The sequence below is a fragment of the uncultured Flavonifractor sp. genome (genome assembly GCF_944385615.1).
Lineage (GTDB): Bacteria > Bacillota > Clostridia > Oscillospirales > Oscillospiraceae > Flavonifractor.
Map to the genome: position 1 here is coordinate 40199 of NZ_CALWXV010000001.1, position 25662 is coordinate 65860.

At 60.5% G+C, this 25662-nt stretch carries 26 protein-coding genes and 1 riboswitch; of the genes, 14 read left to right on the plus strand and 12 right to left on the minus strand.

Going from position 1 to position 25662, the window contains the following annotated elements:
- Positions 1-2: 2 nt before the first annotated feature.
- The 4 genes from Q0J75_RS00210 (at position 3) to Q0J75_RS00225 (ending at position 2530) form a co-directional block, all read left to right on the plus strand.
- On the plus strand, positions 3-167 hold the full coding sequence (locus Q0J75_RS00210; protein WP_297195767.1) for a FeoB-associated Cys-rich membrane protein: 165 nt from the start codon (positions 3-5) through the stop codon (positions 165-167).
- A 14-nt stretch (positions 168-181) separates the two neighbouring features.
- The gene (locus Q0J75_RS00215; protein WP_297195768.1) at positions 182-910 is read left to right on the plus strand and encodes an NAD-dependent protein deacylase; all 729 of its coding nucleotides are present in this window, start codon (positions 182-184) and stop codon (positions 908-910) included.
- Between the two features lie 103 nt (positions 911-1013).
- Positions 1014-1469 carry an AlbA family DNA-binding domain-containing protein gene (locus Q0J75_RS00220; protein ID WP_297195769.1) on the plus strand — a complete coding sequence of 152 codons (456 nt, stop codon included), beginning with the start codon at positions 1014-1016 and terminating at the stop codon, positions 1467-1469.
- A gap of 131 nt (positions 1470-1600) precedes the next feature.
- Positions 1601-2530 (plus strand): helix-turn-helix domain-containing protein, encoded by a 930-nt coding sequence (locus Q0J75_RS00225; protein WP_297195770.1) that lies wholly within the window; start codon positions 1601-1603, stop codon positions 2528-2530.
- A gap of 39 nt (positions 2531-2569) precedes the next feature.
- Here the strand turns inward: Q0J75_RS00225 and trxA are convergent, their stop codons facing one another.
- From trxA to Q0J75_RS00240, 3 genes are read right to left on the minus strand one after another with little or no spacing between them, the layout of a single operon-like run.
- The gene (gene trxA, locus Q0J75_RS00230) at positions 2570-2884 is read right to left on the minus strand and encodes a thioredoxin (RefSeq protein WP_297195771.1); all 315 of its coding nucleotides are present in this window, start codon (positions 2882-2884) and stop codon (positions 2570-2572) included.
- A 30-nt stretch (positions 2885-2914) separates the two neighbouring features.
- Positions 2915-3766, minus strand: coding sequence for an NAD(P)/FAD-dependent oxidoreductase (locus Q0J75_RS00235; RefSeq protein ID WP_297195772.1), 852 nt, complete (start codon positions 3764-3766; stop codon positions 2915-2917).
- Positions 3748-4062: an ArsR/SmtB family transcription factor gene (locus Q0J75_RS00240; RefSeq protein WP_297195773.1), complete on the minus strand. Its 315-nt coding sequence runs from the start codon at positions 4060-4062 to the stop codon at positions 3748-3750. Before Q0J75_RS00240 ends, Q0J75_RS00235 begins: the two co-directional genes overlap by 19 nt.
- A gap of 154 nt (positions 4063-4216) precedes the next feature.
- Here Q0J75_RS00240 and Q0J75_RS00245 point away from each other — a divergent pair, with 154 nt between their 5' ends.
- The 7 genes from Q0J75_RS00245 to Q0J75_RS00275 all read left to right on the plus strand — a co-directional run bounded on the left by Q0J75_RS00245 (position 4217) and on the right by Q0J75_RS00275 (position 13022).
- Positions 4217-4480: a metal-sensing transcriptional repressor gene (locus Q0J75_RS00245; protein ID WP_297195774.1), complete on the plus strand. Its 264-nt coding sequence runs from the start codon at positions 4217-4219 to the stop codon at positions 4478-4480.
- Between the two features lie 210 nt (positions 4481-4690).
- Positions 4691-7213 (plus strand): heavy metal translocating P-type ATPase, encoded by a 2523-nt coding sequence (locus Q0J75_RS00250; protein ID WP_297195775.1) that lies wholly within the window; start codon positions 4691-4693, stop codon positions 7211-7213.
- 220 nt (positions 7214-7433) lie between these two features.
- Complete coding sequence (locus tag Q0J75_RS00255) at positions 7434-8636, plus strand: BMP family lipoprotein (RefSeq protein ID WP_297195776.1); 1203 nt, start codon at positions 7434-7436, stop codon at positions 8634-8636.
- A 177-nt stretch (positions 8637-8813) separates the two neighbouring features.
- Positions 8814-10343, plus strand: coding sequence for an ABC transporter ATP-binding protein (locus tag Q0J75_RS00260; protein WP_297195777.1), 1530 nt, complete (start codon positions 8814-8816; stop codon positions 10341-10343).
- Positions 10344-11534, plus strand: coding sequence for an ABC transporter permease (locus Q0J75_RS00265; RefSeq protein WP_297195778.1), 1191 nt, complete (start codon positions 10344-10346; stop codon positions 11532-11534).
- A complete protein-coding gene (locus Q0J75_RS00270) occupies positions 11531-12493 on the plus strand; it encodes an ABC transporter permease (RefSeq protein ID WP_297195779.1) in 963 nt (320 codons plus the stop codon). The genes Q0J75_RS00265 and Q0J75_RS00270 overlap by 4 nt, the downstream gene beginning before the upstream one ends.
- A 64-nt stretch (positions 12494-12557) precedes the next feature.
- Positions 12558-13022 (plus strand): helix-turn-helix domain-containing protein, encoded by a 465-nt coding sequence (locus Q0J75_RS00275; protein WP_297195780.1) that lies wholly within the window; start codon positions 12558-12560, stop codon positions 13020-13022.
- An 83-nt stretch (positions 13023-13105) separates the two neighbouring features.
- Here Q0J75_RS00275 and ribE read toward each other — a convergent pair whose 3' ends face one another.
- From ribE to Q0J75_RS00305, 6 genes are all read right to left on the minus strand, one after another.
- Entirely contained in the window at positions 13106-13573 is a 468-nt protein-coding gene (gene ribE / locus Q0J75_RS00280) for a 6,7-dimethyl-8-ribityllumazine synthase (protein ID WP_297195781.1), read from the minus strand.
- A 1-nt stretch (position 13574) separates the two neighbouring features.
- On the minus strand, positions 13575-14804 hold the full coding sequence (locus Q0J75_RS00285; RefSeq protein ID WP_297195782.1) for a bifunctional 3,4-dihydroxy-2-butanone-4-phosphate synthase/GTP cyclohydrolase II: 1230 nt from the start codon (positions 14802-14804) through the stop codon (positions 13575-13577).
- A gap of 17 nt (positions 14805-14821) precedes the next feature.
- On the minus strand, positions 14822-15451 hold the full coding sequence (locus Q0J75_RS00290) for a riboflavin synthase (protein WP_297195783.1): 630 nt from the start codon (positions 15449-15451) through the stop codon (positions 14822-14824).
- Positions 15432-16538 (minus strand): bifunctional diaminohydroxyphosphoribosylaminopyrimidine deaminase/5-amino-6-(5-phosphoribosylamino)uracil reductase RibD, encoded by a 1107-nt coding sequence (gene ribD, locus Q0J75_RS00295; protein ID WP_297195784.1) that lies wholly within the window; start codon positions 16536-16538, stop codon positions 15432-15434. Before ribD ends, Q0J75_RS00290 begins: the two co-directional genes overlap by 20 nt.
- Positions 16539-16653: 115 nt before the next feature.
- Positions 16654-16770: riboswitch (FMN riboswitch) on the minus strand.
- A gap of 48 nt (positions 16771-16818) precedes the next feature.
- On the minus strand, positions 16819-18204 hold the full coding sequence (locus Q0J75_RS00300; protein WP_297195785.1) for an alanine/glycine:cation symporter family protein: 1386 nt from the start codon (positions 18202-18204) through the stop codon (positions 16819-16821).
- A 40-nt stretch (positions 18205-18244) separates the two neighbouring features.
- A complete protein-coding gene (locus Q0J75_RS00305; protein WP_297195786.1) occupies positions 18245-20425 on the minus strand; it encodes a DNA topoisomerase III in 2181 nt (726 codons plus the stop codon).
- A 130-nt stretch (positions 20426-20555) separates the two neighbouring features.
- Between Q0J75_RS00305 and Q0J75_RS00310 the strand changes: the two genes are divergently transcribed.
- The gene (locus tag Q0J75_RS00310) at positions 20556-20744 is read left to right on the plus strand and encodes a hypothetical protein (protein WP_297195787.1); all 189 of its coding nucleotides are present in this window, start codon (positions 20556-20558) and stop codon (positions 20742-20744) included.
- Positions 20745-20788: 44 nt separating this feature from the next.
- On the opposite strand, the gene Q0J75_RS00315 is transcribed toward Q0J75_RS00310, so the two are convergent.
- Positions 20789-21115: a winged helix-turn-helix transcriptional regulator gene (locus Q0J75_RS00315; RefSeq protein WP_297195788.1), complete on the minus strand. Its 327-nt coding sequence runs from the start codon at positions 21113-21115 to the stop codon at positions 20789-20791.
- A 116-nt stretch (positions 21116-21231) separates the two neighbouring features.
- Between Q0J75_RS00315 and Q0J75_RS00320 the strand changes: the two genes are divergently transcribed.
- Positions 21232-21843 (plus strand): LysE/ArgO family amino acid transporter, encoded by a 612-nt coding sequence (locus tag Q0J75_RS00320; protein WP_297195789.1) that lies wholly within the window; start codon positions 21232-21234, stop codon positions 21841-21843.
- A gap of 36 nt (positions 21844-21879) precedes the next feature.
- On the opposite strand, the gene pepT is transcribed toward Q0J75_RS00320, so the two are convergent.
- Positions 21880-23091 carry a peptidase T gene (pepT, locus tag Q0J75_RS00325; RefSeq protein WP_297195790.1) on the minus strand — a complete coding sequence of 404 codons (1212 nt, stop codon included), beginning with the start codon at positions 23089-23091 and terminating at the stop codon, positions 21880-21882.
- 109 nt (positions 23092-23200) lie between these two features.
- Between pepT and Q0J75_RS00330 the strand changes: the two genes are divergently transcribed.
- The gene (locus Q0J75_RS00330) at positions 23201-24151 is read left to right on the plus strand and encodes an alpha/beta hydrolase (RefSeq protein WP_297195791.1); all 951 of its coding nucleotides are present in this window, start codon (positions 23201-23203) and stop codon (positions 24149-24151) included.
- Positions 24152-24377: 226 nt separating this feature from the next.
- Here Q0J75_RS00330 and Q0J75_RS00335 read toward each other — a convergent pair whose 3' ends face one another.
- Positions 24378-25658, minus strand: a complete 1281-nt coding sequence (locus Q0J75_RS00335; protein ID WP_297195792.1) for a serine dehydratase subunit alpha family protein — start codon at positions 25656-25658, stop codon at positions 24378-24380.
- Between the last annotated feature and the right edge of the window lie 4 nt (positions 25659-25662).

The following is a 25662-nucleotide window of genomic DNA, read 5'->3' on the forward strand; positions in this document are numbered from 1 at the left end:
ATATGCTGAAAATTCTGATTTACATCGGGGTGGCCGCCCTCATTCTCTGGGCGGCAGTCTACCTCATTTACCGGTTCCACCAGAGCCTGAAGGGCAAGCGGGGGTGTGACTGCGGCGGCTGCTCCAGCTGTCCCCATACCTACTGCCGCCACCGGAAAACATCATAAAAGGAGGCCGTCCCATGGAGGAAACATACAAACAGCTCCAGAAATGGATCAACGAAAGCGATAACATCGTCTTTTTCGGCGGGGCCGGAGTATCCACCGAGAGCGGAATCCCCGATTTCCGCAGCGTGGACGGCCTGTACAATCAGCAGTATGCCTATCCCCCGGAAACCATTCTGAGCCACAGCTTTTTTGAGAAAAATCCTGAGGAATTTTACCGGTTTTATCACAACAAGATGCTCTTCCCCAACGCCAAGCCCAACGCCGCTCATTTGAAGCTGGCGGAGCTGGAGCGGGTGGGTAAGCTGAAGGCCGTGGTGACCCAGAACATCGACGGGCTTCACCAGGCGGCGGGCAGTGTCAATGTGTACGAGCTCCACGGCTCGGTCCACCGGAACTACTGCATGAAGTGCCGCCAGTTCTATGACCTGGACTTTATGACCAAGAGCGAGGGGGTCCCCCACTGCCCGGTGTGCGGCGGGATGATCAAGCCCGATGTGGTGCTCTACGAGGAATCTTTGGACCAGGAGACCATCGAGGCGGCAGTGCTGGCCATCTCCCGGGCAGATATGCTCATCATCGGCGGCACCTCTCTGGCGGTGTACCCGGCGGCGGGCCTGGTCCGCTACTACCGGGGGAACAAGCTGACCCTCATCAACAAAAGCCCAACCCCTTATGACAAAGAGGCTGATCTGGTGATTGCCGGTCCCATTGGGGAGATTTTGGGGGCCATCCGAGTATTATGACAAAGCGGACCTGCTGGAAAACAGCGGGTCCGTTTTTCTCTAACTTGCCAAGGGCCGGACTTCCCGGTATAATGGAGGCACTACGAAAGGGGAGGCTGGCGTTATGTTCGACTTCACGCAGATCAGCCACTATCGGGAGAACAACCGCCTGGAGGCCAAGCTGGCCACCGGCGGCCTGCCCCACAGCATTTGGGAGACCTACTCCGCCTTTGCCAATACCTATGGCGGAGTGATTCTGCTGGGGGTGGAGGAGCTGTCCGACCACAGCCTGCGGGTGCAGGGTTTGCTGGACCCCCAGGGGATGGTGGAGGAGTTCATCGCCGGACTGGACGATCCGGCAGTGGTCAGCGTCAACCTCCTCCGGGAGGAGGATATCCAGATCCTCCATGTGGACGGCGGGGATATCGTGGCCATCACGGTACCCATGGCCGAGCGGGACCAGCTGCCGGTGTACATCGGGGGCAATCTCCGCCGGGGGGCTTACCGCCGCAGTGGGGACGGGGACTACCACTGTACCCAGGCCGAGCTCAACGCCATGCTGAGCGGCCGGTCCCATTGAGTACAAATTGGGGGCAAAAAGGCCGGTGCAACCGGAAGTTTACGTGAAAAAACCCAAACGCAACCGAAAATTGGTTCTGGTTGCGCTTGGGTTTTGCTATGCTGGGGCTACCTTGAGGGGAGGATGAGAAGATGAGTTTTGGAGCGAATTTACAATTCCTGCGGGACAAGGCGGGCATGACCCAGGAGGAGCTGGCCGAACAGCTTCAGGTGTCCCGCCAGTCGGTGAGCAAGTGGGAGTCGGACGCCAGTTTTCCGGAAATGGAAAAATTGCTGGTGCTGTGCGAGCTCTTTCATACCAACCTGGATACCCTGCTGCGGGGCAATGTACAGGAGAGTATGCGGGCCGATACCATCGGATATGACCGGTTTATGAATTGGTTTTCCAACTGGATTGCCCTGGGGGTAGGGCTCATTATCCTGTCGGTGGCGGTGGGCCTGGGGTGTCGGGGGTGGTTTGGGGCGCCGGAAATTGCCGTTCCCGCGGTGCTGCTGTCCGGCGTGGCGGTGGCGGTGGCTATCCTCATTGTGGCCGGGATGCGGTATGACCGCTTCGAGAAGGAACACCCCATGATTCAGGACTTCTATACCCAGGAACAGCGAGAGCAGTACCTGAACCGCTTTCCCTTTCTTATCGCCCTGCCGGTGGCGCTCATCATTATCGGAACCCTGTGGCTGGTGCTGCTGGGGGAATGGGCGGAACAGCAGGGGGAACGAGCCGAACTGGGACTGGTTGCCGGTTATCTGGCGACTGTGGCGGTAGCGGTGTCCGTACTGGTGTGGGCTGCCCTTCGCAAGGGAAAATATGACATTGACACCTGGAATAAAATACACAATCCCAGCCCTGAGCTGTTGGCTCGCCAGAAAAAAGCGGGCTGGGTGTGCGGGGCCATCATGATCGCCGCCACTGTGATTTACATGATCGTGGGTTTCGGCACTATGGCGATAGGAAATGACTATGGAAATAACTGGGGCTGGCGCTGGGGGTGGATCGTCTATCCCATTGCCGGTGTAGGCTGTGCTTTAGCTTCCCACCTGATCGAAAAAGAGGAGAACGAATGAGAAACATCGCCTGCCGCGGCTGCGGCAGGCGATGTTTTATTACAGGTTGGCATCCAGCACAGCGGTATAAGCCTGGGGGGGCATGACGCCCACCTTCCGGTCAAACTCCTTGCCGTCCTTCAGGAAAATAACGGTGGGGATGCTCATGACGCCGAAGCGCATGGCCAGGTCGGGCTCGTCGTCCACATTGACCTTGCCCACCAGGGCCTTGCCCTCATATTGACCGGCCAGATCCTCCATCACAGGGGCCAGCATTTTACAGGGACCGCACCAGGAGGCCCAGAAATCCACCATGGAAATGCCGTTGGAAACCGCCTTGTCAAAGGCATCGGTAGTCAGATGAATGATAGACATAAAAAACATCCTTTCTTTCTGATAAACAATTTAAGCTTGAAGCTGATCCAGATATTCCGCAGCCCGCAGGCCGGCCACCAGGCCCTCGCCCACCGCCTTGGACACCTGGAGGGGAAGGCCAGTGCAATCACCGGCGGCGAAGACGCCGGGCAGATTGGTGGACATATTCCGGTCCACCTTCAGATAGCCGTTTTCCACCGCCAGCCCGGGCAGCAGGTCAGCAGGGGCCATGGAGGGGCGGAGAATGAACACCCCTTCACAGGGAATGGTGGTGCTGCCCGCCCGCAGGGCGGTTACTCGCCCCTCACCCAAAATCTCCACCTTGGGTGCTTTGACAAAGGGAATGTCAGGCCGCAGGCCGTCAGGGTCCTTATCGCTGACATAGGTCACCTTGCAGCCCAATTCCTGAAGATAGTTGGCCTCGTGGGGCGCGTCGGCCGCTTTGCCCACCACCACGACCTCCTTGTTCCGGTAGAGCATACCGTCGCAGGTGGCACAGTAGCTGACGCCGGAGCCCAGCAGTTCCACCTCGCCGGGGTATTTGTTGGCCCACACCACGCCGGTGGCCAGAATGATGGCCCGGGCCTGCTCCATTTCGCTGCCGATACTGAGATAGAATGTGTCGCCCATGGACATGATATTCAGCACCCGGCCTGTCTTCTGCTCCGCCCCCATCTGGGCGGCGTGGGTCTGAAAACGATCCAGCAGCTCCTGACCGCTGACCTGGGGAAAGCCTAGGTAATTGTCGATCCGCTGGGTTTTGCGGAGGGGATTGTCCCGGTCGTCGCCGCTGACCACCAGCACCGACTTGTTCCGCACCCTGGCCTGGACGGCGGCGGACAGGCCAGCGGGGCCGCCGCCGATCACCGCAATGTCGTACAATGGTATTCCTCCTCACACTCTCCGAACAAAGCGGCGATCACAGAGGCCGCCTGTGGGTCGGAGACTTCATAGTAGACCTCATTGCCGGAGCGGGCCGCCTTGACTACGCCGGCCGCCTTCAGGCGCATAAGGTGCTGGGAGATGCAGGACTGGGACTGACCGGTGTTGGCCTCCATACAGCCCACATTGCGGCAGCCGCAATGGAGCAGGCCCCGGACAATCTGTAACCGAAGCGGGTGGGACAGGGCCTTCAGCAGCTCCGCTTTTTCCAGATAGATGGATTCCAACCCTTCCATGGGATCACCTCGCTGTGTTAATCTATATATTATTATATTCAAATGTTCTAATATGTCAAGAGGAATTCCATCTTTTTTTCTGAGGGATGTGGGTGGGTAGAGGTTGACAGGACTAACTCATAATAGTATACTACACCCCAGGGGGGTGTCTGACATGATGGCAGACCAGAAAACCGTCCTCCGGCTGCTGCGTACCGCCCGGGGACAGATCGACGGAATTATCAAAATGGTAGAGGAAAACCGTTACTGCATTGATATCTCTCAGCAGCTTATGGCTACCGAGGCCATACTCAATCGGACCAACAAGGAGATCCTGGCGGCCCACCTGAAGCACTGCGTTCAGGAGGCGGATACGCCGGAGGCCCGCAGCCAGAAGATCGACGAGTTTATTGGAACACTGAGCAAGATTTTGAAGTAGAAAGATGATATGGTGCAACCATGAAGCAAAAGTTTGAGGTAACTGGTATGACCTGCGCCGCCTGCTCCGTACCCCACGGCATAGGGTATGCCGTGGGGGCCCCAAGATTTGATCTGCACGGGCGAAGTGAATTCGCCCGGCATCAAGGGTTTGCTGCGCAAACCGCTTGGATGGGCGGAGCAGGCGCGGTGTGGAAAGTCTGGTGAGAATATGAAGCAAAAGTTTGAGGTAACTGGTATGACCTGCGCCGCCTGTTCGGCTCACGTGGAAAAAGCGGTGTGCAAGGTGGCAGGGGTAGATCAGGTCAATGTGAACCTACTGGGCAACTCCATGGTGGTGGAGTACAACGAGGGTCAGACCGACGCCGGGCAGATTATCCACGCTGTGGAGGAGGCGGGCTATGGCGCTGCCCTTTCCGCAACCAAGGGAACAGCTGCGGCCCGGCCCAAAGCGGAAAATGTTATGGAGGAAGAGGCCGCCGGGATGAAGCGGCGGTTCTTGACCTCCCTGATTTTCCTGGTGCCCTTGTTCTATATTGCCATGGGGCACATGATGGGCTGGCCCCTGCCCGCCTTCTTCCACGACCCGGGCAACGTATTTGTGGTGGCCTTTTTGCAGTTTTTACTCACCCTGCCCATCATGTATATCAACGATAAGTATTATCGGGTGGGATTTAAAACTCTGTGGCATCGCTCGCCCAATATGGACTCTCTCATTGCCCTGGGCTCCGCTGCGGCGGTGGTCTACGGTGTGGCGGCCCTGTTCCAGATCGCCTGGGGCCTGGGCCACGGCGATCAGGCCCGGGTGGACAAGTGGTCTATGGACCTGTACTTTGAGTCCGCAGGCATGATCCTTACCCTTATCACCCTGGGCAAATGGCTGGAGACCCGCTCCAAGGGCAAGACCAGCCAGGCCATCACCCGGCTCATGGATCTGGCCCCCAAAACGGCCACCGTCCAGCGGGATGGGAAAGAGGTGGAGGTACCGGTAGAGACTGTGGCGCCTGGAGACCTGGTGGTGGTCCGGCCCGGCGGCCGCATCCCGGTGGACGGAGTGGTGGTGGAGGGGGGCTCCGCTGTAGACGAGTCCGCCCTTACCGGGGAGTCCCTGCCGGTGGAGAAAGGGCCGGGTGATACGGTGGCCGCCGCCTCCATCAATAAATCGGGCTTCTTTACCTTCCGGGCCACCCGGGTGGGGGAGGACACCACCCTGGCTCAGATGATTCGTCTGGTGGAGGAGGCCTCCGCCTCCAAAGCCCCTATTGCCAAGCTGGCCGACCGGGTGGCGGGCATCTTTGTGCCCACAGTCATAGCCATCGCTCTGGTGACGGCGGTGGTGTGGTTGGTGCTCACCCGCTCGGTTGAATCCGCCCTCACCGCCGGGGTGGCGGTGCTGGTCATCTCTTGCCCCTGCGCCCTGGGGCTGGCCACCCCGGTAGCCATTATGGTGGGCACCGGCAAGGGGGCGGAAAACGGCATCCTCATCAAGTCAGCCGAGGCTTTGGAGACACTCCACACAGTGAAAACCGTGGTGCTGGACAAGACCGGTACCCTGACCCAGGGCAAGCCGTCGGTTACCGACTGTATTCCCTCCCCTGGCGTGACGGAGGAAGAGCTTCTATGCGTGGCCGCCTCTCTGGAGAAACCGTCGGAGCATCCCCTGGCCGAGGCCATTCTGGCCGAGGCGGAGGAGCGGAATATCCCCCTGGCCCCCATTCAGGACTTTGAAGCTGTTCCGGGGCGTGGTGTCCGGGGGAGCCTCCACGGTGCCGCCGTGCTGGCAGGCAATCGAGCTATGCTGGAGGAGGCGGGTATCCCCTTGGAGGGTTTTGTGGGTCAGGCTGAAACCTTGGCCCAGGATGGCAAGACCCCGCTGTACTTTGCGGAAAACGGAAAACTTTTGGGGGTGGTGGCCGCCGCCGATACTCCAAAGCCCACCAGTGCCGCCGCCGTCCAGGGCTTCCGGGACCTGGGCATTGACGTGGTCATGCTCACCGGCGACAACCAGCGTACTGCCCAGGCGGTGGGCCGGGCCCTGGGGGTTACCCAGGTCATTGCGGAGGTGCTGCCTCAGGATAAGGAAAAGGTGGTGGCCGACCTCCAGGCCCAGGGGGGACGGGTAGCCATGATCGGCGACGGCATCAACGACGCCCCCGCTCTGGCCCGAGCGGATGTGGGCATGGCCATCGGGGCGGGTACCGACGTGGCCATCGAGTCGGCCGACGTGGTGCTGATGAAGAGCGACCTGCTGGACGCCGTCACCGCCGTGCGGCTGTCCAAACAGGTGATCCGCAACATCAAGGAAAATCTGTTCTGGGCCTTCATCTATAATATCATCGGCATTCCGCTGGCCGCCGGGGTGTGGTATCCCCTGTTTCACCTTCAGCTCTCCCCCATGTTCGGCGCCGCCGCCATGAGTCTGAGCTCGGTGTGTGTGGTATCCAACGCCCTGCGGCTGAAGTGGTTCAAGCCCTCCCATCAGGAGATGCCGGAGAAGCAAATGCAAACAGAGAAAGGAACGAGTGCTATGACCAAGACCATGACCATCAATGGAATGATGTGCGCCCACTGCCAGGCCCATGTGGAAAAGGCCCTCAACGCCCTGGACGGGGTAGAGGCCAAGGTGGACCTGGAGGCCAAGACCGCCACCGTGACCCTGTCCAAGGAGGTCTCAGACGACGTGCTGAAAAATGCCGTCACCGAGGCGGGGTATGAGGTAGTCTCCATCCAGTGAGCATTTAGCACAGGGACGGCCTACGGGCCGTCCCTGTGCTATTTTGATGGAAAGGACAGGAAAAAAGGTGGCCGTTTTGTAAAAATTGAATGGTTTGTGTAAAATGCAGATTGCCCTTTTTCCGGTAAGAGAGTATAATAGGACCAAGCTCAGGGAGGAAAAACAACCACGTTGCACCGACCTGGGCTATTTGTGTGATAGGAAAGGAAGGTAGATCACATTGAAGAAGTCTAAGAAGCTCCTTGCGCTGCTGCTCTCTCTTGCCATGATCGTGGGCCTGGCGGCCTGCACCAGCACCAACCCCAGCGGCGGCAACACCGAGACCCAGTCCGGCAACAGCGCCTCCCCCTCCGGCAACACCGAGACCCAGAGCGGCGGCACCGTCACCGACTCCGCCGGCAGCATCCTCAACGAGGACGGCACCTTTGAGATCGCCATGATTACCGATAAGGGCGATATCAACGACAAGTCCTTCAACCAGGGCACCTGGGAGGGCATCCTGGACTACTGCCAGACCAACGGCAAGACCTGTAAGTACTATAAGCCCGTGGACGCCACCACCGACGACTATGTGGCCGCCATGGAGCAGGCTATCAAGGACGGCGCCAAGGTGGTCGTGACCCCCGGCTTCCTGTTTGAGGAGCCCGTCTATATCGTGCAGGAGAACCACCCCGACGTGAAGTTCATCCTCATCGACGGCAACCCCCACAACGCCGACTATTCCGACTATAAGACCACCGACAACACCGTGGGCATCCTCTTCTCCGAGGAGCAGGTGGGCTATCTGGCCGGTTACGCCGCTGTGAAGGACGGCTACACCAAGCTGGGCTTCTTCGGCGGTCAGCCCGTCCCCGCCGTTATCCGTTACGGCTACGGCTATGTCCAGGGCGCCAACGACGCCGCCAAGGAGCTGGGCATCACCGTGGATATGCGCTACTTCAACACCGACAGCTTTGACGCCACTCCCGAGGCTCAGACCCGTGCCGCCAGCTGGTACACCGCCGGCACTGAGATCATCTTCGGCTGCGGCGGCTCCGTGGGCAACTCCGTCATGGCCGCCGCTGAGCAGAACAACGGCCTGGTCATCGGCGTGGACGTGGACCAGTCCACCGAGTCCGATACCGTTGTCTCCTCCGCTATGAAGGGCCTGTCCGCTGCCGTGGAGCAGATGCTGGATTCCTACTACAACGACAACTTCTCCGTGGGCGGTCAGAACCTGACCCTGGGCGCCGCCGATGACGCCGTCAAGCTGCCCATGGATACCTCCAAGTGGCAGAACTTCACCCAGGAGGACTATGACGCTCTGTATGCCAAGCTGGCCAGCGGTGAGATCACCCTCCAGAAGGACACCGACGCCAATGGCAATCCCATCGCCTCCCCCGTGGATCTGGGCTGCACCAACGTCAATGTGACTGTGGAGTAAGTTTTTCTCCGCACAGGAGCGGACGCACTTTGCTGCGCCCGCTCCTTTTTTGTGCCAGTATACAGTTCTGCTTGCGCATAAGAACAAGAAACGGTATAATAGTAACAACTGAACAAACCGCACCCGGCAGTTTGTTCCCGCGCCTATGCGGATCACCAGGAAAGGGAGGGATGGCGGATGAGTGAGTATGTCATTGAGATGTGTAATATCACCAAGGAGTTTCCTGGCATCATTGCCAATGACAACATCACTTTACAGCTAAAAAAGGGCGAAATCCACGCGCTGTTGGGCGAGAACGGCGCGGGTAAGTCCACCCTGATGAGCGTCCTGTTCGGACTTTACCAGCCGGAAAAAGGCGTCATTAAAAAAGACGGAAAAGAAGTGAAGATCAAGGACCCCAACGACGCAAACGCGCTGGGGATCGGCATGGTACACCAGCACTTCAAACTGGTACACAACTTCTCGGTGCTGCAAAATATTATTCTCGGCGTGGAGACCACCAAGGGCGGCTTTCTGAAAATGGACGATGCCCGGAAAAAGGTCATGACTCTGTCCGAGCAGTACGGCCTGCGGGTGGACCCGGACGCCCTCATTGAGAACATCACGGTAGGCATGCAGCAGCGGGTGGAGATCCTGAAGATGCTCTACCGGGACAACGAGATCCTTATTTTTGACGAGCCCACCGCAGTGCTCACCCCCCAGGAGATTGACGAGCTGATGAAGATCATGAAGGGGCTGGCCGCTGAGGGCAAGAGCATCCTGTTCATCACCCACAAGCTCAACGAGATCAAGGCGGTGGCAGACCGCTGCACTGTGCTGCGCAAAGGCAAATATGTGGGCACCGTCAATGTCGCCGACGTCTCCAAGGAGGAGATGAGCGAGATGATGGTGGGCCGCAAGGTCTCTCTGAACGTGGAGAAGGAGCCCTCCCATCCCTCCGAGGTGGTCTTTGAGGTGGAAGGCCTCACCGTGGTCAATAAGGAGCACGGGAAAAAGGTAGTGGACAATGTCTCCTTCCAGGTGCGCCGGGGCGAGATCGTCTGTATCGCCGGTATCGACGGCAACGGTCAGTCGGAGCTCATTCAGGCGGTCACCGGCCTCATCAAGGCCGACAGCGGCACCGTCAAGCTGAAAGGAGAGGACATCACCCATGCCTCCATCCGCCACCGCAATACCCACGGCATGAGCCACATCCCGGAGGACCGTCACAAGCACGGCCTGGTGCTGGATTACCCTCTGTCCTACAACCTGGTGCTACAGAGCTATTTTGAGCCGGAATACTGCCAGGCCGGGTTTTTGAAGTATGACAAGATCAACCAATACGCGGAAAAGCTGATTGGGAAGTACGACATCCGTTCCGGCCAGGGCGGGAGCACCATTGCCCGCTCTATGTCGGGCGGCAACCAGCAGAAAGCCATCGTGGCCCGGGAGATTGACCGGGACCCGGATCTGCTTATCGCAGTCCAGCCTACCCGAGGCCTGGATGTGGGCGCCATTGAGTATATCCACCGGCAGATCGTAGCTGAGCGGGACCGGAACAAGGCGGTGCTGCTGGTCTCCCTGGAGCTGGACGAGGTCATGAATCTGTCCGACCGGATTCTGGTCATCTATGAGGGGCAGATCGTGGCCGATCTGGACCCCAGCAAGGTCACCGTGCAGGAGCTGGGCCTCTACATGGCCGGTTCCAAGCGAGAGGAGGGGAAGTAAATGAAGGACAAGCGTCTGGGCAATCCTCTCCAGCGGCAAGGCGTGCAGAACACCATTGCCGCCATCATTGCCATTCTCATCGGTATGCTGGTGGGCCTGATCGTCCTGCTGTTTACCGACGCATCCCGGGCTGGGGAAGGCATGATGGCCATTCTCACCGGCGGTCTCACCGACCTGAAGAACATGGGCCAGGTGCTCTATTACGCCACACCCCTCATTATGACCGGCCTGTCCGTGGGCTTTGCCAAAAAGACCGGCCTGTTCAACATCGGCGCGCCCGGCCAGTATATGATGGGAGCCTTTGCCGCTGTCTATGTGGGCGTTAAGTGGACCTTCCTGCCTGCGGGCATCCACTGCATCGTGGCCGTTCTGGCCGCCTGCCTCTTCGGGGCCATCTGGGGCATCCTGCCCGGCCTGCTCAAGGCATGGCGTGGCATTAACGAGGTCATCACCTGCATCATGATGAACTATATCGCCATGAGTATGTCCAACGTGCTCATCCGGGCCTTTATCTATGACCGGGCCAAGAACCAGTCCTTCCGCCCTGATGAGACAGCGGAACTGCCCAAAATGGGCTTTGATAAGATTTTCGTAGGGGAGAGCGGTACCCCCTCCAGCGTCAACGCCGGTATCGTGGTGGCCATTGTGCTGGCCATTGTGGTGTGGGTGGTGCTGGAAAAGACCAAGATGGGCTATGAGCTCAAGGCCTGCGGCTTCAACAAGGACGCGGCCAAATACGCCGGTATCAGCGAAAAGCGCAACATCGTGCAGGCCATGATTATCTCCGGCGCTCTGGCGGGCATCGGCGGCGGCCTGAACTATCTGGCCGGCGCGGGCACCGGTATCATGGTGGCCGATACCCTGGCGCAGCAGGGTTTTGACGGCATTGCCGTGGCGCTGCTGGGTATGTCCAACCCCATCGCCATTATCTTCACCGGCATCCTGATGGCCTACCTGACGGTGGGTGGTCTGGCCATGCAGAGCTTTGGCTTTGTGTCCCAGGTCATCACCATCATCACCTCGGTGATCGTCTACTTTGCCGCCTTTATTCTGTTCTTCAGCCAGATCATTGCCAAGTTTGCCAAGGGAAAAGGCGAGAAGCAGAACGCCAACGCTGAGCCGGGCGACAGCGGACAGGCCCCGCCTGCCCAGCCGCCAACGCCCCCCACGGAAGGAGGTGAGCAGGCATGAGTGGTCTTGATCTGATTATCTTCCTGGTCCAGCAGACCATGACCTTTGCTATCCCTCTGCTGGTGGTGGCCCTGGGCGGCCTGTTCGCCGAGCGGTCCGGTATCGTCAACATCGCTCTGGACGGTACCATGATTATCGGTGCCTTTGCTGGTATCCTGTTCATGCACATCATCCAGGCCAGCTACACCGGTCAGGGCATCCTGCTGCTCTCCCTGCTGGTGGCCGCCGTTTCCGGTATCGTCATCAGCCTGGTCCACGCCTTTGCCTCCATCAACATGAAGGCCGACCAGACCATCTCCGGCACCGCCATCAACACCTTTGCACCCGCCTTTGCCATCTATGTGGCCCGTATGGTGGTGGGCGTGCAGCAGGTCCCCTTCCAGAATGACTTTCTCATTCAGAAGGTGCCGGTCCTGGGGGATATCCCCCTGATCGGGCCCATGTTCTTCCAGAAGGCCTATATCACCACCTATCTGGGCATCGTCATCCTGGTATTGTCCGCTGTGGTGCTGTACAAGACCCGCTTCGGCCTGCGGCTGCGGGCCTGCGGCGAGCACCCCCAGGCCGCCGACTCGGTGGGTATCAACGTTTACAAGATGCGCTATGCCGGTACCCTGATTTCCGGGGCTCTGGCCGGTATGGGCGGCGTGATCTTCGTGGTGCCCACCTCGGTGAACTTCAATGCTACCGTGTCCGGCTACGGCTTCCTGGCTCTGGCGGTGCTCATCTTTGGACAGTGGAAGCCTGGTCGTATCCTGTTCGCCGCCATCTTCTTCGGCTTTATGAAGACTCTGTCGGTGACCTACGCCAACATTCCGGTGCTGTCCGATATGGGCTGGTCCAGCGATATCTACAAGATGATCCCCTATGTGGCCACCCTGATCGTGCTGGCCTTTACTTCCAAGAAATCTGCCGCCCCCAGAGCGGAGGGCATCCCCTACGACAAGGGCGAGCGCTAAAAAAGCAAAATGAAAGGGGCCGTCGGCCCCTTTCGTTTTATGCAGCAAAAAGGAGAGATGAAACATGGTAACCATGGCACAGCGGATCGAGGCCCTGCGTAATGAGGCGGGGCTGTCCCGGCCCGCCCTGGCGGCGGCCCTGGGCTTTCCCAAGAACGCCATTGAAAAGTATGAGACCGGCCGGGCCACCCCAACCAAAGACCAGCAGGAGAAGATGGCCTCCTATTTTGGGGTGTCCCTTTTGTACCTGCGGGGAGAGAGCGGCGATCGGACCCGGCAGGAGGACTGGATGAGCGGCGGACTGTCCGCCAGCGAGGAGGAGCCGGTGTACCGGCCCGTCCCTCCTGTCAAGCGGTCCAAGCCGGAGCCTGCCTCCAGTGGCGGCGGCGCCACCATGCTGGACGCCCTCTTTTCCAGCAAGCAGGCCAAGGACCAGTTCAAGGCCATGGTGCTGGAGGCCCTTCGCTCCCCAGAAGGTCAGGAGCTGATCGCCCAGGCGGTGTGGAAAGAGCTGGCCAAACGGCGCTGAGGGAAAAACAGAAAACCGCCCCCGCCTCAGGACCAAAGTAACGGTCCCGAGGCGGGGGCAGTTTTTTGTAAAAAGGATGCTGCTCAGCCCAGCTGGCCCAGCAGATTGACCATCTCAATGGCGGACAGGGCGCAGTCGTATCCCTTGTTGCCCGCCTTGGTGCCGGCCCGCTCAATGGCCTGCTCAATGGTGTCGGTGGTGAGCACGCCAAAAAGCACCGGCTTGCCGGTCTGGAGGGAGGCTTGGGCCACGCCCTTGGACACCTCGGCGCATACATAGTCGTAATGAGAAGTGGAGCCCCGGATCACCGCGCCCAGGCAGATGACGGCGTCATACTTACCGCTTTGGGCCAGCCGCAGGGCCACCACCGGGATTTCAAAAGCGCCGGGCACCCAGGCCACGTCGATATTCTCTCCGGGAACGCCGTGGCGCACCAGGCCGTCCTCCGCGCCGGAGAGCAGCTTGCTGGTGATAAACTCGTTGAACCGGGACGCCACAATGGCGATGTGTACTTGTTCGCTGCCGACCAGCTTGCCTTCCAGAATGTTCATGTCAATTACCTCCCTGAATGTTGTCTTCCTCGGTCACCTGCTCCAGCAGGTGGCCCATTTTTTCCCGCTTGGTCCACAGATAGAAGTGGTCGTGCTCCTGAGGAGCGATCTCGATGGGTACCCGCTCGGTGATCTCCAGGCCAAAACCGGACAGGCCGTAGATCTTGTCCGGGTTGTTGGTGAGCAACCGCAGCTGGCGTACCCCCAGGTCTCGCAAAATCTGAGCGCCGATCCAGTACTCCCGCAGGTCGGGGGCGAAGCCCAGCTTGATGTTGGCCTCCACCGTATCATAGCCCTGCTCCTGGAGGGTGTAGGTTTTGAGCTTGTTGATAAGGCCGATTCCCCGGCCCTCCTGCCGCATGTAGAGCACCACCCCCCGGCCCTCCTGCTCGATGCGCTCCATGGCGGCGGCCAGCTGCTGGCCGCAGTCACACCGCTGGGAGCCGAACACATCGCCGGTGAGGCACTCAGAGTGGACCCGGCACAGTACCCCCATGCCGTCCCCAATGTCCCCCTTCACCAGGGCCACATGGCTCTCCCCGGTCAGGTCGTTGGTGTAGCCGTAGATGGTGAAGTCGCCATACTTGGTGGGCATCTGAGCCACCGCCTCCCGTACCACGTGCTTGTCGTGGAGGCGGCAGTAGTCCTGTAGATCGTGGATGGTGATGACCTTGATGCCCCACTGCTGGGCGTGCTGCAACAGCTCGGTGGTGCGCATCATGGTGCCGTCGTCCCGCATGATCTCACAGCACAGACCGCACTCGGCCAGCCCCGCGTGGCGGCACAGATCCACCGTGGCCTCGGTGTGGCCGTTGCGGGCCAGCACCCCGCCCCGCCGGGCCACCAGGGGAAACACATGGCCGGGCCGGCGGAACTCCTCCGGCTTGGCATCAGGGGCGGCGCACCGGCGGCAGGTGAGGCCCCGCTCCTCAGCGGAGATGCCGGTGGTGGTGTCCACATGGTCGATGGACACGGTAAAGGCGGTCTGGTGGTTGTCGGTGTTCACCTTCACCATCTGCTCCAGCCCCAGCCGGGTGGCTACCGCCGTCGACATGGGGGTGCAGATCAGGCCCTTGGCGTGGACCGCCATAAAGTTGACATTTTCCGTGGTGGCGAACTGGGCGGCACAGATCAGGTCCCCCTCGTTCTCCCGGTCGGGGTCGTCGATACACATAATGAGGTGTCCGGCCCGCAGCTCCTCCAGGGCCTCCTCAATGGTGGCAAATCCCATGGTTACTTCCTCCTTCTTTAAAATCCATGCTGGGCCAAAAACTCCATGGTGATGCCGGAAGACTTGGGTGCCTCCCGACCCAGAAGCTTGGCCACGTATTTTCCTAAAATATCGGTCTCCAGATTGACGGTGTCCCCTGCCTTCCGGTCCAGCAGGGTGGTCTGGGCTCCGGTGTGGGGGATGATGGATACCGCGAAATCCCGGTCGGTGACGTCGGCTACCGTCAGGCTGATGCCGTCGATGGCGATGGAGCCCTTTTCCACAATGCCTGCCAGCAGCTCGGGGGGAGCAGCGATGGTCACCCAAACCGCGTTGCCCTCCCGGCGGAGGGAGGACACCGTACCGGCGCCGTCAATATGGCCGGTGACGATGTGGCCGCCGAACCGGCCGTCGGCTGCCATGGCCCGCTCCAAATTGACCTTGGAGCCCGGCCGCAGCTGGCCCAGGCCGGAGCGGCGTAGGGTCTCCGGCATTACGTCAGCGGTAAAGCCGCCGGGGGAGAGGGCGGTCACCGTGAGACACACCCCATTTACTGCAATGGAGTCCCCAAGGCGGGTGCCCTCCAGCACCATTCGGGCAGCCAGCTCCAGATTGCCTGGTGCCACATGGCGGACGGTGCCCAGTTCCTCAATGATCCCCGTGAACATCCTGTATCACCTCGTATTCCAACAGCAAATCCTCTCCCAGGGGGGTACATGTCGGCGGGGATAGCCGCCAGCACTGGTCGGGGGAGTCCACCCCACGGCCCTCCACCGGGCTTTTGGCCTCCGCTCCGCCGAAGAGCTTGGGGGCCAGATAGCAGTACACCTTGTGGACCAGGTGCTGACGCAGCATGGACTCGTTGAGTCCGCCGCCCCCCTCCAGCAGCAGACCGTCGATCTCCCGTTTTCCCAGCTCTTTCATCAGAGCGGGCAGATCCACCTTCCCATCCGGGCCGGGCAGCTCCAGCACCGTGACCCCCAGCTCGGTGAGCTGCCGCCGCTTGTCTGCCGGGGGCGCGGCACAGGCCACGATGGTGGGTATCTCTTTGGCGGTGCGGCACAGGTTGGAGTCCAGGGGGATGCGCAGGCGGGAGTCGCAGATCACCCGCACCGGGTCGCGGCCCCCCTCCATCCGGCAGGTGAGCATGGGGTCGTCCTGGAGCACCGTACCGATGCCCGCCAGGATGCCCCGGTACTGGTGGCGCAGGGTGTGGACGTGGGCCCGGGCGGTCTCGCCGGTGACCCACTGGGACAGGCCGGTGCGGCAGGCGATCTTGCCGTCGGCGGTCATGGCGTACTTCATGGCGATATAGGGCGTTTTGTGGGTGATGTAGTGGAAAAATACCGGATTGAGGGCGTCACATTCTGCCCGCATGAAGTCCTCCTCCACAGCGACCCCTGCCTGCCGCAGCAGGGCGGCCCCTTTGCCGTGGACCAGGGGATTGGGGTCCCGGGAGCCGATTACTACCCGGGAAATACCGGCTTCCAGAATGGCCTGGGTGCAGGGGGGCTGGCGGCCCTGATGACAGCAGGGCTCTAAGGTGACATACAGGGTGGCTCCCGCTGTGGGTGCGGTGCAGGCGGCCAGGGCTTCCCGCTCGGCGTGGAGGCCGCCGCATTTGCGGTGCCAGCCCTGGCCGATGATTTGCCCTTCCTTCACCAGCACCGCCCCCACCAGGGGATTGGGGCTGGTCCAGCCGGCGCCCCGTTTGGCCAGCTCAATGGCTAACGTCATACATTGTTGGTCGGTCATGGTGGTCCCTCCCGTTTGGGCGCAAAAAAGCGCCCCGAACTAGCTTCGGGGCGCTGAGAAAGCATCTGCGGGGCGGGTAAAACAGTGACGAAAAAAGGGGAAACTTCGTACCCGCCGGCGTCTTCTTCCATCCAGACTATACTGTCGGTTTTGGAATTGCACCAAATCCTGCGCTTGCGCGCTCGCGGACTTTACCGCCGATCGGGAATTTCACCCTGCCCTGAAGACTGTGTATGAACTTGTTGGCCTTATCATAGCACTGTGGAAAAGAGATGTCAACTTATTTATCTACACTGGGGATCTCGGTGGTGTCCACCTCGTCCAGGTGGTTCAGGTAGTGCTTGGTCTCCTTGGCGATGACGCCGGAGAGCAGCAGCACCGCGATCAGGTTGGGGATGGCCATGAAGGCGTTGAGAATGTCGGCAATGGTCCACACCAGATCCAGGGCCAGCACCGGACCCACCACCACCACGGCTACAAAGAGGATCTTATAGGGCAGAATGGCCTTTTTGCCCCATAAATACTGGGCGCACCGCTCGCCATAGTAGGACCAGCCCAAAATGGTGGACCAGGCGAAGGTGATGATGCCGATGACCAGGATGGCAGGTCCCAGTACAGGGATCTGGGCAAAGGCCAAGGTGGTGAGCTTTCCACCGTCGGTGACGTCGGCCATATTGATGGCGGGATTTTTCATGATGGTGGACACCAGTACCAGGCCGGTCATGAGGCACACCACCACCGTATCCCAGAAGGTGCCGGTGGCGGACACCAGGGCCTGCCGCACCGGGTTGCGGGTCTGGGCGGCGGAGGCTACCAGGGGAGCCGAGCCCATGCCCGACTCGTTGGAGAAGAGGCCCCGGGCCACGCCGAAGCGCATGGCGATCATCAGGCCCTGGCCCACCAGACCGCCGGCCACCGCGCCGGGGGTAAAGGCCAGGCGGACAATGGCCCCGATGGCGGGGAGGATGAAGTCATAGTTGAAGCCCAGAATGATGATGCAGCCCAGCACATAGAAGGCGGCCATGAAGGGCACCAGCTTTTCACACACGCTGGCGATGGAGTTGATGCCGCCGATGATGACTATAGCGGTGAAGATGCCTCCCACAATGCCAACAGCGATGGGCGGGATGGAGAGGGGCACATTGTTTTCAATGACCTCGGCGATGGCGTTGATCTGGGTGCCGCAGCCGATGCCGAAGGAGGCCAGAGCGGCCAGAGCCGCAAAGAGAATCCCCAGCCACTTCAGGCCCAGCCCCCGCTCCAGGGCGTACATGGCGCCCCCCTGCATTTTACCGTCCGGGGTACGCACCCGGTATTTAACGGCGATGAGGGATTCGGCGTACTTGGTGGCGATGCCGAAGATCCCGGCCACCCAGCACCAGAACACCGCGCCGGGGCCGCCCAAAAAGATGGCGGTGCCCACGCCAATGATGTTGCCGGTGCCGATGGTGGAGGCCAGGGCGGTGGTGAGGGCCTGGAACTGGCTTACATCGCCGGGGGAGTCCGGGTCCCGGGTCACCGACAGGCGGATACCAGTGAAGGTCTTGCGCTGGATAAAGCCGGTGCGTACCGTCATAAAGACATGGGTGCCAAAGAGCAGGACGATCATGGGGATACCCCAGATAAAGTCGTCCAGCCAGTTGATGAAGGTGACGATCCCGTCCATAAAAACGCCTCTTTTCTCTCTGATTCTCCTTACTGTTTGCTTATTTGTTTTGCTCCAGCCACTTTTTCAGCTGCTCGGCCATGGCGGAGCTGCCGGACTCCTGCTGCTGCTCCTGCTTTTGGAGGTAGCGGCGCACGTCGCCCTTACCGGCGGACTTGCTCTCCCGCCGCTTTTTAAAGTCGCTGAGCCGTTCCCGGTAGCCGCACACACAGGCAAAGAGCTGCTTGTCTCCCTCGCCCCGCAGCTCCATCTTCTTGTGGCAGTTGGGACAGCGGGCGTTGGTGGTCTGGGTCACCGACCGGCGGTAGCCGCATTCCCGGTCGGGACACACCAGCAGTTTGCCCCGCTTGCCCTTGACGCTGAGCAAAAACTTGCCGCAGTCGGGGCATTTCTCACGTGTCACATTGTCGTGGGTATAGGTGGCGTCGCTGGCCTTCACCTCCGCCACTAGGTGGGCGGCGTAGTTCCGCATTTCCCCCACGAAAGCGTCCTCTTTCTCCTTGCCCTGGGCGATGTCCCCCAATCGCTTCTCCCACTGGGCGGTGAGGGAGGCCGAGCGCAGGTCGGCGGGGGCCAAACCAACCACCTGTACTCCCTTGGAGGTGGGCACCAGCTCCTTGCCCCGCCGCTCGATGTAAAAGGCGGAGAACAGCTTTTCAATGATGTCCGCCCGAGTGGCGGGGGTGCCCAGGCCGCCGGTCTCCTCCAGGATCTTGCTCTGGGTCTTGTCGTTGACCTGGGCGGCGGGGTGCTCCATGGCGGTGAGCAAAGTGGCCTCGGTGTACCGCTTAGGGGGTGCCGTCTTGCCGGCAGAGGTCTTTACCCCCTGTACCGGCAGCTTGTCTCCCTGCCGCAGGTCGGGGAGGGACTGCTCCCGGTCGGTCTCGTCCTCCTCGTCCTCCAGTTCGAAGGAGCGGTTGTAGGCCGCCTTCCAGCCCTGCTCCTTGACAATCTTACCCCGGGCGTGGAAGGTCTCGCCGTCAATGGTGAGCTTGAGAGATACCTCCTCATACTCGAAGGGGGGCAGCAGCACCGCCAAAAACCGGCGGGCCACCAGATCGAAGATGTTGCGCTCCGGGCCGGACAGCCGCCACAGCTCTACCTGTTCCTCGGTGGGGATGATGGCGTGGTGGTCGCTTACCTTGGCGTTATTCACCAGATAGCGGGTCTGAAGGGGCCGGTGGCTCATGACCTGCCGGGCCAGGGGGGCATACTCGTCAATCATCACGCTGCGCAGCCGCTCCGGCAGGGTGGGCACCACGTCGTCGGAAATATAGCGGGAGTCGGTGCGGGGGTAGGTGAGGATCTTGTGGACCTCGTACAGGTTCTGCATCACCGACAGGGTCTCCTTGGCGGAGTATGCGTACTTCTTGTTGGCGTCCCGCTGGAGCTCGGTCAGGTCGTAGGCCGCCGGGGGCGGGGTCTGCTTCCAGGTCCGCTTGACCTCGGTGAGGGTGGCGGTTTTTCCCGCCAGCCGGGCGGCCAGGGCCTCGGCCTGGTCCTTGTCAAAGATGCGGGCCTGCCCGTTTTTGTCCCGCCAGGTGGCGGTGAAGCCGTTGAGTTTCACCGAGACAGTGTAAAATTCCCTGGGCTGGAAGTGCCGGATCTCCTCCTCCCGGTCCACGATAAGGGCCAGGGTGGGGGTCTGTACCCGCCCGGCGGAGAGCTGGGCGTTGTACTTGCAGGTGAGGGCCCGGGTGACATTGAGGCCCACCACCCAGTCGGCCACGCTGCGGGCCCGGGCGGAGTGGTACAGGTTGTCATAGTCGGCAGCAGGTTTTAAGTGAGCAAAGCCCTCCTGAATGGCTTTGTCGGTCTGGGAGGAGATCCACAGCCGCTTAGCCGGCTTTTTCCACCCGGCCTTCTCCATAATCCAACGGGCCACCAGCTCTCCCTCCCGTCCGGCGTCGGTGGCGATGACCAGATCGGACACGTCCCCCCGGCGCATGAGGGCCTGCACCGCCCGGAACTGCCGCCCGGACTGGGGGATGACCACCGTTTTCATCTTGTCGGGCAGCATGGGCAGGGTCAAAAGATCCCACTTGGCCCAGGCCTTGTCGTAATCCTCCGGCGGGGCCAGCTCCACCAGATGGCCCAGGGCCCAGGTGACGAGATAGCGCTCGCCCTCCAGAAAGCCCTCGCCGGACTTTTTGCAGCCCAGCACGCGGGCCAATTCCCGCGCAACCGAGGGCTTTTCCGCCAATACCAATGTCTTTGCCATATAGCTTCTCCTAACCGCCGGAAACCGGCGTTTTTCAGGGTTTTCTCCTGTTGACTTTTTTGCGGCCAGCTGATATTGTTAGGCCAGAAGGGAACCCAAATCGTTGTGCTGATCGGGAAAGGAGTTCAGTATGTTCGGGTTTGCTGGATTGCAGATCAAGATGAGCCAGAGTCTGATCCCCGGAGGCTGGGTAGGCCGCGATGAAAAGGTCTGCCGGAAACAGGCCAGGGATGCCGAGTGGAAGTTCCGGGTCTCCAAGGGCTATGAGAAGGACACCTTCTGGAACCGGATCAGGTTCCGTATGACCCATAGCGAATAACCAAATCAATCTTCTGCCGCGGGCCTTGTGCCCGCGGCTTTTTGTTACAGAGAGATGCTCCAGCTGCCCAGTTGGTCCAGAATGGGAATAAGCCGCTGGCAGGGCTCGGTGATGTGGTACTCTACCCGCACCGGCACCTCCAGATACTCCTGCCGCTCCACCAGTCCATCTACCTCCAGCTCCCGCAGGGCGTTGGCCAGCACCGTGTTGGAAACGCCGTCCAAGGTCTTTTTCAGCTGATTATACCGGGTGGGTCCGTTATTGTACAGGGAGCAGAGGATCTGCATCTTCCATTTCCCGCCGATGAGGGACAAAGCGTGATTCAGGGGGCAGGTCTCCATACAGGGACAATTTTCATGGGTGACGGCCATCAGGTCAGTTCCTCCTTACCTGGTACGAATTTTCTGCGCTCTTGCGCCAGATAAATATAGGTACTATAATACTACCAGGTTTGAAAAATGAAAAGCGTTTTTTAGGAGGAATTTCCATGCCGCCCTATCTGACCGGCCTTGGTATCGGCCTGGCCTATGTGGCCCCCATCGGAATGCAGAACCTGTTCGTCATCAATTCCGCCCTGACCCAGCCCCGGCACAAGGCTTTGCTGACGGCCCTCATCGTCATCTTCTTTGATGTGACCCTGGCGCTGGCCTGCTTCTTTGGCATCGGGGCCCTGATGGAGCGGTTCAACTGGCTGCAAATGGTGATTCTGCTGGTGGGCGGCGCCATTGTGATCTGGATCGGCGTGGGGCTGCTGCGGGATAAGCCCACCATGGACAACAATGTGGATGTGAATATCTCCCTGCCACGGGTGGCGGCCAAGGCCTGCGTGGTCACCTGGTTCAATCCCCAGGCCCTCATTGACGGCACCATGCTCTTCGGCGGCTTCCGAGCGGGTAATCCGGGAACGGTGAGCACCCAGCTGATTTTGGGCTCCTCCACCGCCTCCTTCGTGTGGTTTCTGGGCATCACCGTGTTGATCTCCCTGTTCTCTGCCCGCTTCAATGACAGGATTCTGCGGGTCATCAACGTGGTGTGCGGCATTGTCATTATTTTTTACGGCTGCAAGCTGATTTGGCAGTTTTTTCAGATGATCGGATAAAAAAATCCCTCCGGCCTGGGTCGGAGGGATTTTTCGTTATGCCTTTACCAGATGGACCAATACATCGGTCATTTTCAGCAGAGCGTCGGTGGGGATATACTCGTGGACCCCGTGGAAATTGACCCCGCCGGTACACAGATTGGGACAGGGCAGGCCCATGTAGCTCAGCCGGGCCCCGTCGGTGCCGCCCCGGATGGGCACCTCCAGGGGGGCAATCCCCACCGCCTCCATAGCGGCCCGGGCCCGGTGGATGAGGTACATGTGGGGCTCGATCTGCTCCCGCATGTTGTAGTAGGAATCCTTCAGATCCAGCTCCACAGTGCCGGCCCCATACTTGTCATTGAGATAGGCGGCTACCCGGGTGAGATAGGCCTTGCGGGCCTCAAATTTAGCCCGGTCATGGTCCCGGACAATGATGGAGAGGGTTGTCTTGGTCTCGTCGCCGCTCATCTCGCCCAGATGATAGAAGCCCTCGCATCCCTCGGTGTGGGCGGGGGTCTCCGCCGGGGGGAGCATGTTGATGAGCTCCACGCCCATCAGCAGGGCGTTTTTCATCTTGTTCTTGGCTGAGCCGGGGTGAATATTCACGCCATGAATGGTAATATCGGCGCTGGCGGCGTTGAAGTTCTCATATTCCAGCTCGCCCAGCTCGCCGCCATCCACGGTGTAGGCTACTGCCGCGCCGAAGCCGGCCACGTCGAAATGGTCGGCGCCGCTGCCAACCTCCTCGTCAGGGGTGAAGCCCACGGCGATGCGGCCATGGGGGATCTCCGGGTGGAGGATGAGCTGCTCCACAGCGGACATGATCTCGGCCACACCAGCCTTGTCGTCGGCCCCCAGCAGGGTGGTGCCGTCGGTGACGATCAGATCCTGCCCCACATACTTGGCCAGGCTCTCAAACTCAGCGGCCTTCATGACAATATTTTTTTCCTCATTGAGGACGATGTCGCCCCCCTCATAGTGGACGATACGGGGAGACACACCGCCGCCGGGGGCGCTGGGCGCGGTGTCCATGTGGGCGATCAGGCCCATACAGGGGATGCCCTCGCAGCCGGGGGTGGCGGGCAGCCAGCCGTACACATAGCCGTACTGGTCCATATGGGCGTTGTGGAGGCCCAGCTGGCTCAGTTCCTCCGCCAGAGCGGCCCCCAGCACCTTCTGCTTTTCCGTGGAAGGGGTGGTCTGGCTGTGCTCGTCCGACTGGGTATCATAGGTGACATACTTCAAAAAACGTTCAACAGCGTTCATACAAAGCGTCCTTTCTCCCGGATTCCGCCGCTTTCTCTTGACGGAGGGCGGGCAATGGAATACACTAAAATTGTAACAAATATTGTACCACAAAAGGAGTGCGATTTCCATGGTAACGACACAGGAATTTACCTTTCCCTCCAGCGATGGGGTCCATCTGGTAGGCGCCACCTGGTGGAAGGGAGAGACAGAGCGGCCCCGTGGAATCGTACAGCTGGTCCACGGTATTTCGGAATATATCGGCCGCTATGATAGCTTTGCCCGGTTTCTGGCGGAATGTGGCTACTGGGTGGTGGGCCACGACCACCTGGGCCACGGACGCACGGCGGCGGACCCCTCGGAGTACGGCTGGTTTGCGGACAAGGACGGGTGGAAGTATGTGCTCAAGGACACCCGTACCCTCCGCCGGTTGGCGGGGGAGGCCTGTCCGGAGGCCCCCTATTTTATCATGGGCCACTCCATGGGTTCCTTTGTGGTGCGGGGCTATCTCAGCTTTTGGCCGGGGACGGTGGACGGGGCCATTCTGTCCGGTACCGGACAGGAGGACCCCGCCAAGGTAAATGCGGGGCTGGCCTTGTCCGGGCTTTTGATGCGCACTAAGGGACCCCGGGCCCACAGCAAGCTGCTGGATCGCTTGTCGGTGGGGGCGTACAATCAGCAATTCAAGCCTAACCGCACCAGTGCCGACTGGATCTCCCGGGACCCGGCGGTGGTAGACGCCTACTGTGCCGATCCGCAGTGCCAGTTCCTGCCCAGCGTCAGCATGTTCCACGACATGATGCACGGCTTAACCCTGTTGGCCAAAAAGAAGACGCTGGCCCGGCTGGACCCGGACACCCCGGTCTATTTCTTTGCTGGTGACAAGGACCCGGTGGGTAGCTCGGGCAAGGGGGTCAAGAAGGTGGCCCGGTGGTTCCGGGAGGCGGGGGTGAAGGACGTCACCGTTAAGCTCTATCCCGAGGGACGCCACGAGATGCTCAACGAGACCAATCGCCAACAGGTCTATGAGGATGTGCTGGCCTGGCTGGAAAAACAGCTGGACAAGAAAAAGAAGAACTAACAGAGAAGGGGCTGCTGCAAAATGACACAGCAACCCCTCTCTCTTTCCTCTTGGAAAAAGCCTCGCAGAGTTTGCGCCAGAAGGCGCAATCAAATAAAAATCATATTCTCTGGCGACATGTGCGTCGGAGAATATACTGCTCAGCCCGCAAACGTGCGCGCTCTGCGCGTGCGATGCAGCGGGCTGTATCGCTTCTGAAACATGCTTGCATGTTTGAGAAGCGGCTTTAGCACGGCTCTCTGGTCATCAGGTCCAGAATCACATGGTCGGTCTCCCGCATGCCCTGGCGGCCCAGCTCGCCCACGTTCTGGATGGTGTGCTCCACGGTGTCGCTGATGATGCCGTCCCCAGTGTGGAACTGTTGGCCGTTCTGGTACATCTGATAGCCGAAGATGCCCGCCTCCACCGCCATGCTGATCTTGGCGGCGCAGCTGGACTTGGCCCCATCGCACACCACGCCGGAGTGGAAGGCCAGGGCGTTGACGATGGTGTGTTTCACCTGGTCGTACCCGCCTCCCAGCAGATAGCAGATGCCCGCCCCGGCTCCGGCCCCGGCGCTTACTGCCCCGCAGAAGGCGGATAACCGGCCGATGTAGGTTTTCTGGTGGATGGTACACAGATCGGACACCGCCAGGGCCCGGTACATCCGCTCCTCCGGGATGCCCAGGCTGCGGGCATATTCGATGACGGGCACCGAGGCGGTGATGCCCTGGTTGCCGCTGCCGGAGACGATGACTACCGGCATCTCGCAGCCGTTCATCCGTGCGTCGGACCCGGCGGCCGCCTTGGCCCGGGCCCGACGCTCCAGAGAGGCCTCGGTGCTCATCAGCACCTTGCCCACATTGGAGCCGTAGGTGTGGAGCAGGCCCTCCTCCGCAATGGCCATATTGTACTGGATCTGGGGGTCCAGCATGGGGCGCAGCTCGTCCACATCCACACTGTCGGCAAAGTCCACGATATCCTTGATGCTGAGGACCGAGCGGTCGGTGAGGGCGGTCTCCTGCTCCCCCTCCACCGGCAGGTCGATCTCCCGTACGCCGTCCTTTTCCAACAGTACGATATTGGTGTGGTAGTTGACGATACGCAGGGTGACGGTGTGGCCGCCGCCGGTGAGGGTAACGGTGTAGTCAAAGGTCAAGGTGGTGTCGGCCAGGTGGACCTGGATGGGGTGGGTGGAGAGAAAGTGGGCCATCTCCGTTTTCTGCTCCTCGGTGACCACCGAGATCACCTCCAGCACCCGGTCGGGGTCGCCGGCCACCAGACCGGCGGTGACGGCGGCGGGGATGCCCTTCAGTCCGCCGGTGTTGGGCACAATGACGCTTTTGACGTTTTTAACCAGGTTTCCGCTGACCTGGACGGAGACGGTATCGGGGAGACAGCCCAGCTTGCGGCGGGCCACCGCCGCGCCGTAGGCCAGGGCGATGGGCTCGGTGCAGCCCATGGCGGGCACCAGCTCCTCCCGCAGAATCTGTAGATAGGCCTGATACTTGGCGTCAGTCTTTTCCATGAAC